Genomic DNA, 13613 nt, shown 5'->3' with positions numbered 1-13613 from the left:
ACTTAAACCTATAAAAATATTTTAAATAAATAGCTCAAATCTACAATTTTGTTTTTTTAGTTATAATAAACTACAGCAATAATTTTAATCACCGGAGTTTGAACGATGGAAGATGATTTAATTTTGGTTAACGAAAATGATGTTGCAATAGGCACTATGCCTAAATTACTCGCACATCAACTCGGCCGCTTACATCGCGCCTTCTCTATTTTCATTTTTAATGACCAAAAAGAACTCTTAATTCAGCAAAGAGCACCGCATAAATATCACTCTGCTGGCCAGTGGGCGAATACATGTTGTAGCCATCCAAAACCTAATGAAGAAACACTAAATGCAGCTGAGCGCAGGCTCCAAGAAGAGCTGGGTTTTACTACACCACTAACTCATGTAGGTTCTCTTATCTATCGAGATGATGTAAATGGTGGGTTAATTGAACATGAATATGATCATCTATATATTGGTTACTATAATAAAATGATCTACCCCAATGCAGAAGAAGTCGCATCTATTCGCTGGATTAGTATTTCTAAACTTATCAATGAAGTTAACCAACAACCAGAGATTTTTACCCCTTGGTTTAAAAAAATATTAACTAAATACCCATCATTAAATTTTAATATAAAGTAAGTAACTACCCGATGATTATATTTCATAACTTAAAATATAATCATTTATCTGCCTTAGTTCTTTCGAAAGTGATTTATCCTCTCCATTTAAATCAACACATTCACATATCACACGATAAATACCTTCTGTTTTTGAAGATAATGAATAAGAAGGTTCTTTTTCCTTCCTTAAATTAATTGCTTGCACAACGCATAAAAATACAATCGAAATTAACTCATACCCATACGCTAATTGGCTTTGTAATTTTTCAGCAACGAGTTGTGCATTCGTGGCTGTATCCTCAATACCACCTGCGACAGGAAAGTAATCTAATGAAACTGGCATTGCTAGATTTTTAATTCTCATTGCTAAAGCAACTGCAGGTTTTTCAATGGCACCAAGTGCATGAAATGCGGTTGTATTACCTAAAAATCGAGTTAGTTGTGTAAAATAAGGGTCATTCAGTTTTACTATCTGCTGCACGCTTGCTAACGCATGATGAGCAATCGCTAAACTTAACTTTTCGGTAGCTAAAACCCAAGGTAATGTTTCAAAATTTCCACTTGGAAGCACTGCCTGATAACGATAATTCTCAGCCAAATTATTATGCGCAATATCAGTAAGCACACATGGATTATCATTTGATCCATTTATTTGAATGAGTAGCTGTGCTTTCGCTTGTTCATAACTTAAGCGTAATTCGGCGAGCCGATATACCCCGCAACGATAACTTAATGGATCTTGTAAATGTCGTTCATCGTCATGAGACTCCAACGTGGAGCCCACTAATAAGCCTCTAAGTTTTGCTCCCATAGCAATAACCTCAGGGTAAGCTGAAGCATCCAAAACCTGCTGATTTAAAGGTGAGAGATTACCATTTAAGGCTTGAAGATTTAAACAATACAGCAACTCACTTATATTTATGTAATGCGCTGTTTTTAATAACGCAACTACTGCTATAGCAACAGAATAAGCGTTTGAACATATTAAAGAGAGTGAATCTTTTGCCCAAGGCTCTATAGGTGTAATCCCTGCAAGTTGAAGAGCCTTTGAAGAACACATTGTTTTACCTTGATAAATTACCTCTCCCTCACCTAATAGTGTAAGCCCTATATGACTCAATATAGTGATATCCCCCTCACCAATAGAGCCAATACTTGGTATAAAAGGAATGATATCTTTGTTAAGCAATTCAACATAGGTATTCACTATTCTAGGTTGAATTCCACTATAACCATTGAGCAACATGTTAATGTGAATTCCCATGATCCCTCTAACTAAACAGCTATCTATGGGCTTACCTATACCCACAGAATGTGCACGTATTAGTTTTTTATTAAATATCGTTGACTCTTCAATTAGCTCTTCAGTAAACCTACCATTTAGTTTTATATATTCCATATCTTTATTCAAACCGACACCTACTGTTAGACCATATATCTTTGCTCCTTTCTCCGCTTCTAATATTAATAGATTATGGCTTTTCTCTAATTTTTTCACTACCGTACAATCAACAGCAATACCTTCGCCATTCATAATTAATTTTACATCATGAAGTTTCAACTTTTTTCCATTTAGTAAAACCATATATCTCCCTTTTAAAATAAATAAAATGATAATAAAAAACCGTTTTACTCATTTATTTATATTAAATACCATTTTTATATTTTTAAACTTTGATTAACAGTCATTATTTATTAGGAAGGAACAATAATTATAATGGAATAGCTTTATTAATTTTAACAAACCTTAATAAATATAGTGGGTTATTAGCAATGAAACCTTTGATTATTTAGATTTATCTTTCACGACTAGCCTAATCTAGGCTATTTAATTGCTGAGAGGATTATTGATTAGCTTACGGTTTTTTCATCTGCTTCCACTTTTAATAAGTTACGAATTAAGTAAACAAAAAGAATATCGATTAGCCACTATCAAGCCTGTCTAAGAAGCAAAAGCGCCATAAACAAATAATTTAGTTGCTGAGTAAATTATTGATTAACAATAAGTGGCATAAATACAGAGGACGATTTTCAATGAGAAAAGGGAGGATAATGGAAGCTAACCTGATAAAAACCGTGATAACCCCTGTTAATTGCTAAGCCGATTATTGATTAACGATGATAAAAAGAGCTATAGATAACAAATTAATTGCTAAGTGAACTACTGATAGGCTTATGATTAACTAACGAGGGGCTTTGTCGCGTCATCGCCATACCTTACCAACATTGAAAAAGACAAAACCAACAATAGGAATCCCCGCTAATCTTTATCAAATTCACTTACGCAGCACAGTATCATCAAAAAACACGTTAATTGCTGAGCCGATTATTGATTAACGATGATAAAAAGAGCTATAGATAACAAATTAATTGCTAAGTGAACTACTGATTGGCTGATGATTAACTAACGAGGGGCTTTATCGCTTCATCGCCATACCTTACCAGCGTTGAAAAAGACAGCGCCAACAATAAGAATACCCGCTAATCTTTATCAAATTCACTTACGCAGCACAGTATCATCAAAAAACACGTTAATTGCTTAGCCTATTATTGATTAACGATGATAAAAAGTGCCATAAATCAACACCTTAATTGCTAAGTGAACTACTGATAAGCTTATGATTAACTGACGAGGGGCTTTATCGCTTCATTTTCAGGCCTTACCCTCGCTAAAAAGACAGCGCCAACAATAAGAATACCCGCTAATCTACATCAACTTCACTTACTCAACTACAGTACCATCAAAAAACACGTTAATTGCTTAGCCTATTATTGATTAACGATGATAAAAAGCGCCAAAAATACATAGATTAATTGCTAAGTGAACTACTGATTGGCTGATGATTAACTGGCGAGGGGCTTTATCGCTTCATTTTCAGGCCTTACCCTCGCTAAAAAGACAGCGCCAACAATAAGAATACCCGCTAATCTACATCAACTTCACTTACTCAACTACAGTACCATAAACAGATAAGTTAGTTGCTGAGTGGATTATTGAATAACAATGATAAAAACTTCCTAGATAAATAAGTTAATTGCTTAGTGGATCATTGATTAACTTATGGCTTTTGAGTCTCTTCCTCTTTCAACCATAAAAAATAACGGGCAGAGCAAACAAAGCGAAGCATACCGAACAGCTCAACTACCGTAAACTGCGTCATTTTTATTTCCCCAAACGCAAAAAAGCCACCCATTGGGTGGCTTTCTCACTAATTTAATGTCTGGCAGTTCCCTACTCTCACATGGGGAGACCCCACACTACCATCGGCGCTACGGCGTTTCACTGCTGAGTTCGGCATGGGGTCAGGTGGGACCACCGCGCTATTGCCGCCAGACAAATTCGGTTTCGTTCCCGTTTAGCATCATTTCTCACTAAACCAGAACTTCAATCTTGAACAAGCTGTGTGTCCTTCACCTTTCGGCTTCTCACGTTCTTTGAAAATCAACTCAATCTCTCTAAAACACCTTCGGTGTTGTCAGGTTAAGCCTCACGGTTCATTAGTATTGGTTAGCTCAACGTATCGCTACGCTTACACACCCAACCTATCAACGTCTTAGTCTTAAACGTTCCTTTAGGACCCTTAAAGGGTCAGGGAAGACTCATCTCAAGGCAAGTTTCCCGCTTAGATGCTTTCAGCGGTTATCTTTTCCGCACTTAGCTACCGGGCAATGCCATTGGCATGACAACCCGAACACCAGTGGTGCGTCCACTCCGGTCCTCTCGTACTAGGAGCAGCCCCTTTCAATCTTCCAACGCCCACGGCAGATAGGGACCGAACTGTCTCACGACGTTCTAAACCCAGCTCGCGTACCACTTTAAACGGCGAACAGCCGTACCCTTGGGACCTACTTCAGCCCCAGGATGTGATGAGCCGACATCGAGGTGCCAAACACCGCCGTCGATATGAACTCTTGGGCGGTATCAGCCTGTTATCCCCGGAGTACCTTTTATCCGTTGAGCGATGGCCCTTCCATTCAGAACCACCGGATCACTAAGACCTACTTTCGTACCTGCTCGAGCCGTCACTCTCGCAGTCAAGCTGGCTTATGCCTTTGCACTAACCGCATGATGTCCGACCATGCTTAGCCAACCTTCGTGCTCCTCCGTTACTCTTTGGGAGGAGACCGCCCCAGTCAAACTACCCACCAGACACTGTCCGCACCCCGGATAACGGGGCAACGTTAGAACATCAAACATTAAAGGGTGGTATTTCAAGGTTGGCTCCACGCAGACTGGCGTCCACGCTTCGAAGCCTCCCACCTATCCTACACATCAAGGCTCAATGTTCAGTGTCAAGCTATAGTAAAGGTTCACGGGGTCTTTCCGTCTTGCCGCGGGTACACTGCATCTTCACAGCGAGTTCAATTTCACTGAGTCTCGGGTGGAGACAGCCTGGCCATCATTACGCCATTCGTGCAGGTCGGAACTTACCCGACAAGGAATTTCGCTACCTTAGGACCGTTATAGTTACGGCCGCCGTTTACTGGGGCTTCGATCAAGAGCTTCTCCTTACGGATAACCCCATCAATTAACCTTCCAGCACCGGGCAGGCGTCACACCGTATACGTCCACTTTCGTGTTTGCACAGTGCTGTGTTTTTAATAAACAGTTGCAGCCAGCTGGTATCTGCGACTGGCTTCAGCTCCATGGGTAAACCACTTCACCTAATGCCAGCGTGCCTTCTCCCGAAGTTACGGCACCATTTTGCCTAGTTCCTTCACCCGAGTTCTCTCAAGCGCCTGAGTATTCTCTACCTGACCACCTGTGTCGGTTTGGGGTACGATTAATGATAATCTAGAGCTTAGAGGCTTTTCCTGGAAGCGGGGTATGAGCTACTTCGCCACCGTAGTGACTCGTCATCAGACCTCAGCATATAGTGAACCGGATTTGCCTAATTCACCTGCCTACATCCTTAAACCGGGACAACCGTCGCCCGGCCAGCCTAACCTTCTCCGTCCCCCCATCGCAATTATCACCAGTACGGGAATATTAACCCGTTTCCCATCGACTACGCATTTCTGCCTCGCCTTAGGGGTCGACTCACCCTGCCCCGATTAACGTTGGACAGGAACCCTTGGTCTTCCGGCGTGCGGGTTTTTCACCCGCATTATCGTTACTTATGTCAGCATTCGCACTTCTGATACCTCCAGCATGCCTCACAGCACACCTTCACAGGCTTACAGAACGCTCCCCTACCCAACAATATTTACATATCGCTGCCGCAGCTTCGGTGCATAGTTTAGCCCCGTTACATCTTCCGCGCAGGCCGACTCGACCAGTGAGCTATTACGCTTTCTTTAAATGATGGCTGCTTCTAAGCCAACATCCTGGCTGTCTGAGCCTTCCCACTTCGTTTCCCACTTAACTATGACTTTGGGACCTTAGCTGGCGGTCTGGGTTGTTTCCCTCTTCACGACGAACGTTAGCACCCGCCGTGTGTCTCCCGTGATAACATTCTTCGGTATTCGTAGTTTGCATCGAGTTGGTAAGTCGGGATGACCCCCTAGTCGAAACAGTGCTCTACCCCCGAAGATGAGTTCACGAGGCGCTACCTAAATAGCTTTCGGGGAGAACCAGCTATCTCCCGGTTTGATTGGCCTTTCACCCCCAGCCACAAGTCATCCGCTAATTTTTCAACATTAGTCGGTTCGGTCCTCCAGTTAGTGTTACCCAACCTTCAACCTGCCCATGGCTAGATCACCGGGTTTCGGGTCTATACCCTGCAACTCATTCGCCCAGTTAAGACTCGGTTTCCCTACGGCTCCCCTATACGGTTAACCTTGCTACAGAATATAAGTCGCTGACCCATTATACAAAAGGTACGCAGTCACCCTGATAAATCAAGGCTCCCACTGCTTGTACGTACACGGTTTCAGGTTCTATTTCACTCCCCTCGCCGGGGTTCTTTTCGCCTTTCCCTCACGGTACTGGTTCACTATCGGTCAATCAGGAGTATTTAGCCTTGGAGGATGGTCCCCCCATATTCAGACAGGATAACACGTGTCCCGCCCTACTCGTCGAGTTCACAACACTAACACCTTCGGATACGGGGCTATCACCCTTTACTGCCGGCCTTTCCAGACCGTTCTCCTGATGCTAATGCTGATTAAGACTCTGGGCTGCTCCCCGTTCGCTCGCCGCTACTAGGGGAATCTCGGTTGATTTCTTTTCCTCGAGGTACTGAGATGTTTCAGTTCCCTCGGTTCGCCTCGTTTGACTATGTATTCATCAAACGATAGTGCAACGAATTGCACTGGGTTTCCCCATTCGGACATCGTCGGTTATAACGGTTCATATCACCTTACCGACGCTTTTCGCAGATTAGCACGTCCTTCATCGCCTCTGATTGCCTAGGCATCCACCGTGTACGCTTAGTCGCTTAACCTCACAACCCGAAGGTGTCTTTTATGTCGGTCGACGCAAAACCCGACGGCTTTGTGTCTGTTGACAACATCTTCAAGTTGAGATTTTTGAGAGACTCTCACATTGTTTAAGCGATAAACAATGTGCGTTGTTTTCAATTTTCAGCTTGTTCCAGATTGTTAAAGAGCATAATTGTTAAACCAACTATTTACATAATTGGCTTAATCATTATTGGGGACATCGTCTTTCACTCGATATCGGCGCAATTGGCGTCCCCTAGGGGATTCGAACCCCTGTTACCGCCGTGAAAGGGCGGTGTCCTAGGCCTCTAGACGAAGGGGACACAAGATATTGCACAAAACATGCGGTATCTCATGTAAGTCCTATTCTCTCGAATAAGTCTCCCACGTATAGCCTATTGCTCTACTTTCTATCAGACAATCTGTGTGAGCACTTCACAAAAACACTTCAATGGTAAGGAGGTGATCCAACCGCAGGTTCCCCTACGGTTACCTTGTTACGACTTCACCCCAGTCATGAATCACAAAGTGGTAAGCGCCCTCCCGAAGGTTAAGCTACCTACTTCTTTTGCAACCCACTCCCATGGTGTGACGGGCGGTGTGTACAAGGCCCGGGAACGTATTCACCGTAGCATTCTGATCTACGATTACTAGCGATTCCGACTTCATGGAGTCGAGTTGCAGACTCCAATCCGGACTACGACGTACTTTATGAGTTCCGCTTGCTCTCGCGAGGTCGCTTCTCTTTGTATACGCCATTGTAGCACGTGTGTAGCCCTACTCGTAAGGGCCATGATGACTTGACGTCATCCCCACCTTCCTCCGGTTTATCACCGGCAGTCTCCTTTGAGTTCCCACCATGACGTGCTGGCAACAAAGGATAAGGGTTGCGCTCGTTGCGGGACTTAACCCAACATTTCACAACACGAGCTGACGACAGCCATGCAGCACCTGTCTCAGAGTTCCCGAAGGCACTAAAGCATCTCTGCTAAATTCTCTGGATGTCAAGAGTAGGTAAGGTTCTTCGCGTTGCATCGAATTAAACCACATGCTCCACCGCTTGTGCGGGCCCCCGTCAATTCATTTGAGTTTTAACCTTGCGGCCGTACTCCCCAGGCGGTCGATTTAACGCGTTAGCTCCGAAAGCCACTCCTCAAGGGAACAACCTTCAAATCGACATCGTTTACAGCGTGGACTACCAGGGTATCTAATCCTGTTTGCTCCCCACGCTTTCGCACCTGAGCGTCAGTCTTTGTCCAGGGGGCCGCCTTCGCCACCGGTATTCCTCCACATCTCTACGCATTTCACCGCTACACATGGAATTCTACCCCCCTCTACAAGACTCTAGCTAACCAGTTTTAGATGCCATTCCCAGGTTAAGCCCGGGGATTTCACATCTAACTTAATTAACCGCCTGCGTGCGCTTTACGCCCAGTAATTCCGATTAACGCTTGCACCCTCCGTATTACCGCGGCTGCTGGCACGGAGTTAGCCGGTGCTTCTTCTGTCGGTAACGTCAATCGTTGATGATATTAGCATCAACGCCTTCCTCCCGACTGAAAGTACTTTACAACCCTAGGGCCTTCTTCATACACGCGGCATGGCTGCATCAGGCTTGCGCCCATTGTGCAATATTCCCCACTGCTGCCTCCCGTAGGAGTCTGGGCCGTGTCTCAGTCCCAGTGTGGCTGATCATCCTCTCAGACCAGCTAGGGATCGTCGCCTAGGTGAGCCATTACCTCACCTACTAGCTAATCCCATATGGGTTCATCCGATAGCGCAAGGACCGAAGTTCCCCTGCTTTGCTCCTGAGAGATTATGCGGTATTAGCCACCGTTTCCAGTAGTTATCCCCCTCTATCGGGCAGATCCCCATACATTACTCACCCGTCCGCCGCTCGTCAGCGAGAAGCAAGCTTCCCCTGTTACCGCTCGACTTGCATGTGTTAGGCCTGCCGCCAGCGTTCAATCTGAGCCATGATCAAACTCTTCAATTAAAAAGCTTGATGCTCAAAGAATGTTTACTGTCGTATGTCTTCTTGCGAAAACATATTACCTATTAGTTCATATATATGAATTAACGTGTTAGTCACTCTTCAAGACTTAAAATCAAATATTTTTTTGATAGTGTCCTGTGAGTGCCCACACAGATTGTCTGATAAATTGTTAAAGAGCGTTGCGACTTAATCTTTCGATTTTCGACTTCAAGGTCGTTGTCGCGAGGTGACGTATAATACGTTTTCCTCATCGAGAGTCAAGCGATTTTTTGCTTTTTCTTTTCAGAATCTCTCGCTGCCGTTTCAGTGTTCATCGCGCTTTGCGTTGTCTTGTTCCCGGTCAGTGGATGCGCATTATAGGGAGTCAGAAAAATCTGGCAACCCCTTTTTTGCATTTTTTTATTCAACAGCTGGATTATTAAACAAATCGTGTAAAAAAAGTATGATTTGTTGAAAAAAGGTACTATAAGTTATCAAATTCAACTACGAATTGTGAAACATTTGCCCAATTAGTGTATTCAATCTCTGTATTAGGATCAGTTGGCCCATCCGTCATTTTCATAATTAGACGGATCATCATTCTATCAAACCATTTATAACGCGGATAAAACAATGCACCAGCAAAAACAGACTTCAATGTTGGCTTCCAAGGGCAGGCTTCTAAGAACTTACGTGTGTAAGCATTTGTCTCTACGGTATTCTTACCTTCTTTTCTTGCCGTAAGATTCACAGCAAAAAAAGCACTCGTCATTGAATTCAATTGGCTTTGATGGGAAATCACGAAACGCTGAAGTTTTTTATTGAAATGTCCATAACGGATAGAAGCGCCCACCAAAACCTTATCATAAGCAGCCAAATTGAAACTTTGCTCTGTATTTAAGTCACGAATATCACATTCTCTTCCTAAGCTCCGCAATTGCTCTGCCATTTTTAAAACAATTTTTTTAGTCTGCCCATCTGTGCTGGAGTGTAGAAGTAAATAGCTCATTATCGTTCCTAGATTTTTATCGTTTCTATATATAACAAGATTGTACTGAATTACTCACGCCAAAACGTTGGGGTCAGTAACACTAATAAGGTAAATACCTCTAAACGGCCAAATAACATGGTAACAACTAAAATCCATTTACCTGCAGGATTCATGCTCGTAAAGTTATCCGCCACAGTCCCTAAACCAGGGCCTAAGTTATTCAACGTGGTTGCAATCGCAGAAAACGCTGAAAATTCATCAACCCCTGTTGCGATTAACAATAATAAGCTAACAACAAAAACCAATGCATACGCAGAAAAGAAACCCCAAACAGCTTCAATGATACGCTCTGGGAGTGCCCTTTGCCCTAGCTTAATAGTGTAAACCGCATTTGGGTGAACAAGGCGTTTTAGTTCTCGGGAACCTTGTAAGAACAATAATAAAATACGAATAACCTTTAAACCGCCCCCTGTTGAACCTGCACAGCCACCAACAAACGCCGCGCACAATAAAAGCATCGGTAAAAATAGTGGCCAGCCAGAGAAGCTATCTGTCGTAAACCCAGCCGTTGTAGCCATCGATACGACTTGGAAAAAGGCTTGATCAAGCGTTTGACCAAAACCACCATATACTGAGTGGTACATCAATACCGCAGTACAAACCACCACTAGAACAAATTGGAAGCTGATAAACATTCTAAATTCAGGGTCGCGCCAATAAATCCCAAGGCTTCTTCCTGTTAAAACTGCAAAGTGTAAACCAAAGTTACACCCCGATATTATGAGAAACACACCAATAATGGTATTAATGGCTGGGCTATTAAAGTAGCCGACGCTTGCGTCATGGGTAGAAAACCCGCCAATGGCTATCGTTGAGAAGCTGTGGGAAATTGCATCAAATACATCCATGCCTGCTATCCATAACGCTATTGCACAGGCAATCGTCAATAACACATAGATAAGCCATAAGGTTTTTGCTGTTTCTGCAATTCGCGGCCGCATTTTATTATCTTTCAATGGCCCCGGCATTTCAGCTCGATAGAGCTGCATTCCCCCAACACCTAACAGCGGAAGGATAGCGACGGCCAACACGATGATCCCCATTCCTCCTAACCACTGTAACATTTGCCGATAGAACAAAATTGCTTTAGGTAGAGAATCAAGCCCTGTTAGCGTTGTTGCACCTGTCGTGGTTAAGCCAGAAAAGGATTCAAAAAAGGCATCTGTAACGGAAAGATTCGGCCTTTCAGAGAAGATGAACGGTAATGCTCCCACGCTACCCAGTACAGTCCAAAATAAAACAACAATCAGGAAACCTTCTTTTGCTTTCAACTCATGTTTGCTATTGCGTGTAGGCAACCATAAAAATAGGCCAATGAGTAAAGCCGTCACAAATGTTTGGCTAAAAGCGCGCCCCGCACCATCACGGTAAATTAACGCGACAATACCTGGAATAACCATGGTAAAAGAAAAAATGATGACAAGCAGCCCGACAATACGGGTTATTGCACGAAAATGCATTCGGCAGGTTCCTTGCTAAAGCGGTTGACTATTCAGATTCTGGTGTGAGCGTCAAAGCACCACGGCTTATATCGCGTAATCTATCATTGACCTCCTGCTCAAGGGTAGCAGGAATTGTAATTTGTAAAGCGACAGCTTCATTATAATCACTGTGCAAAATCACGCCATTGACCTGAGCAAGCAACTGCTCTATGGCATTAATCAGCGAATAATCACACACTAAATTAAATACTTTCTGTGGAACTTTGGTTTTTGTCGGTAATATTTTCAGCGCTTGCTGCACACCGTTACCGTAGGCTTTTACCAACCCACCCGTTCCCAACTTGATCCCACCAAAATAGCGTACAACGACACAGGTGATCTCACCTAATTGGCTTCCTAAAAGTTGCGCCATTATAGGCTTACCTGCCGTTCCTGTTGGCTCTCCATCATCAGAAAAACCCAACTGTTGAGAGTCATCAGGACGGCCAGCAACAAATGCCCAGCAATGGTGCCGGGCATCAGGGTATTGCGCCTTAATCGATTGAATATAATCTTTTGCCGCGTCAATACCCTCGGTATGGGCTAAATAAGTAATAAATCGGCTTTTTTTTATTTCTTCGGTAAAAGAAATCGTTTCTGCCGGTATTAAATAAGGTTTCATTAACGTAAATGCAGGTCTCGAGTCATATTTTCAATACGATTCGCATGGATCACGATATTGTCTTCGATGCGAATACCGCCGTATGGCTTAAAGAACTCAATTTTATCCCAATTAAAATGCTGACTAAACTCACCCGTTCTCCACGATGAAAGCAGTGATTCAATGAAGTAAAGGCCTGGCTCAATAGTTAACACCATTTTAGGCTCTAGAACCCGAGTACAACGCAAGAAAGGATACATTTTTGGTGCCGCAAGGTGTGTTCCGCTATCGTCTTGCATAAAGCCAGCCGCATCATGAACTTGCAGACCCAATGGATGCCCTAAACCATGAGGCAAAAACGGTGTCGTTAAACCATTCTCAACCATTGATTCCTCGCTAATACCATTAACAATATCATGTTTTGCAAGGATTTTAGCTATACGGTGATGCATATCTACATGGTAGTCAGTATAACGGACACCCGCTTTAATTGTATCAATGAGAGAAAGCTGTTCTTTATTAACATCCGCAACCAGCTCAGCAAATTCATCTTTACCTTTTGCAGCGTAAGTTCTCGTAATATCAGCAGCATAACCGTTATATTCAGCCCCCGCATCAATCAAGAAACTCCTTAATTCAGCAGGGACAGATTGCTGTAATTTAGTGTAATGGAGCACAGCTGCATTTTCATTTAACGCAACAATATTGCCATACGGTACGTTAGTATCGCGGTGACCTGTTGATTGTAAGTAGCTGACATTAATATCAAACTCACTCATTCCTGCACGGAATGCTTCCAATGCGGCAAGGTGGCCATTTACTGCCATTTTTTGCGCTTCACGCATACAATACAGTTCATAGTCTGTTTTATAGGCACGATGGAAATGGTAATAGTCTAGAACTGGCTTTGGATTGATATTATCTAATGAGATGCCTAAAGATTCAGCTCTTGATGCCGCTGAACCAATGTAAGCAACATTATTTTTTGGCAAGCTGGCAAGGAACCCTTTGATATCATCTGCATTTTTTAAATGAATCAGTTCGACATCTTTCGTCCAAAAACCATTTGGTAACGGCTCAACGCTGTGCCAATAATCAACGGGTGAATAAAACCATAATTTAGGCTTATTAACACCATCGACTAATAACCAAGAATGGGGAACGTCGGTAACAGGAACCCAAGCTTTAAAGTGTGGGTTAACCTTAAATGGGTAGTCACTATCATCAAGAAAGATGCGAAGTGGTTCACCCGAATGAATCAATATGGCATCTAATTTGCTGCGCTGTAAGACTTGCTGAGTTCTGTTTTGTAACGTTTTAATATGGTCAGCGTAGAGTGCAGTCAGTTTTTCCATTTCCTTCAACCTTTCAGCATTAATTAGAAAATCTAAGCTTATCACGTTCTGTTCTTAACGGATATGCACTCTGTTGCAAACTCGAATTAAACCATTGATTAATAATTAAAATATCATTTCAAATCAACGTTATTTAACTTAATTGCTGTGACCAAGAT

6 protein-coding genes, 1 tRNA gene and 3 rRNA genes are annotated in these 13613 nt (G+C 43.0%); 1 reads left to right on the top strand and 9 read right to left on the bottom strand.

All coding sequences use genetic code 11. The annotated features are described in order from the left end of the window. The first annotated feature begins 105 nt into the window (after positions 1–105). A complete protein-coding gene (gene idi, locus J6836_RS20195; RefSeq protein ID WP_219245613.1) occupies positions 106–627 on the top strand; it encodes an isopentenyl-diphosphate Delta-isomerase in 522 nt (173 codons plus the stop codon). A 15-nt stretch (positions 628–642) separates the two neighbouring features. Here the strand turns inward: idi and J6836_RS20190 are convergent, their stop codons facing one another. The 9 genes from J6836_RS20190 to pepQ form a co-directional block, all read right to left on the bottom strand. After that, a complete protein-coding gene (locus J6836_RS20190; RefSeq protein ID WP_219245612.1) occupies positions 643–2193 on the bottom strand; it encodes an HAL/PAL/TAL family ammonia-lyase in 1551 nt (516 codons plus the stop codon). A gap of 1634 nt (positions 2194–3827) precedes the next feature. Continuing rightward, a 5S ribosomal RNA gene (rrf, locus tag J6836_RS20185) occupies positions 3828–3943 on the bottom strand. 142 nt (positions 3944–4085) lie between these two features. Then, positions 4086–6994: ribosomal RNA gene (locus J6836_RS20180) — 23S ribosomal RNA — on the bottom strand. A 245-nt stretch (positions 6995–7239) separates the two neighbouring features. Beyond that, a tRNA-Glu gene (locus tag J6836_RS20175) sits at positions 7240–7315 on the bottom strand. A gap of 132 nt (positions 7316–7447) precedes the next feature. After that, positions 7448–8988: ribosomal RNA gene (locus tag J6836_RS20170) — 16S ribosomal RNA — on the bottom strand. Together the 16S, 23S and 5S rRNA genes with 1 tRNA gene alongside form the textbook arrangement of a ribosomal RNA operon. Positions 8989–9451: 463 nt before the next feature. Then, complete coding sequence (hemG, locus tag J6836_RS20165) at positions 9452–9976, bottom strand: menaquinone-dependent protoporphyrinogen IX dehydrogenase (RefSeq protein WP_219245611.1); 525 nt, start codon at positions 9974–9976, stop codon at positions 9452–9454. A gap of 50 nt (positions 9977–10026) precedes the next feature. Continuing rightward, entirely contained in the window at positions 10027–11478 is a 1452-nt protein-coding gene (gene trkH / locus J6836_RS20160) for a Trk system potassium transporter TrkH (RefSeq protein ID WP_219245610.1), read from the bottom strand. A 28-nt stretch (positions 11479–11506) separates the two neighbouring features. Continuing rightward, positions 11507–12121 (bottom strand): IMPACT family protein, encoded by a 615-nt coding sequence (locus J6836_RS20155; protein ID WP_219245609.1) that lies wholly within the window; start codon positions 12119–12121, stop codon positions 11507–11509. Next, positions 12121–13455, bottom strand: coding sequence for a Xaa-Pro dipeptidase (pepQ, locus tag J6836_RS20150; protein WP_219245608.1), 1335 nt, complete (start codon positions 13453–13455; stop codon positions 12121–12123). Before pepQ ends, J6836_RS20155 begins: the two co-directional genes overlap by 1 nt. Positions 13456–13613 lie beyond the last annotated feature (158 nt).

The sequence above is a fragment of the Providencia sp. R33 genome (assembly GCF_019343475.1).
Lineage (GTDB): Bacteria > Pseudomonadota > Gammaproteobacteria > Enterobacterales > Enterobacteriaceae > Providencia.
The sequence above is the reverse complement of the archived record's forward strand: the minus strand, read 5'-3'. Positions and strand labels throughout refer to the sequence as shown.

Coding starts and splice junctions, on each gene's coding strand:
- idi (WP_219245613.1), top strand. CDS start 106: ATGGAAGATGATTTAATTTTGGTTAACGAAAATGATGTTGCAATAGGC.
- J6836_RS20190 (WP_219245612.1), bottom strand. CDS start 2,193: ATGGTTTTACTAAATGGAAAAAAGTTGAAACTTCATGATGTAAAATTA.
- hemG (WP_219245611.1), bottom strand. CDS start 9,976: ATGAGCTATTTACTTCTACACTCCAGCACAGATGGGCAGACTAAAAAA.
- trkH (WP_219245610.1), bottom strand. CDS start 11,478: ATGCATTTTCGTGCAATAACCCGTATTGTCGGGCTGCTTGTCATCATT.
- J6836_RS20155 (WP_219245609.1), bottom strand. CDS start 12,121: ATGAAACCTTATTTAATACCGGCAGAAACGATTTCTTTTACCGAAGAA.
- pepQ (WP_219245608.1), bottom strand. CDS start 13,455: ATGGAAAAACTGACTGCACTCTACGCTGACCATATTAAAACGTTACAA.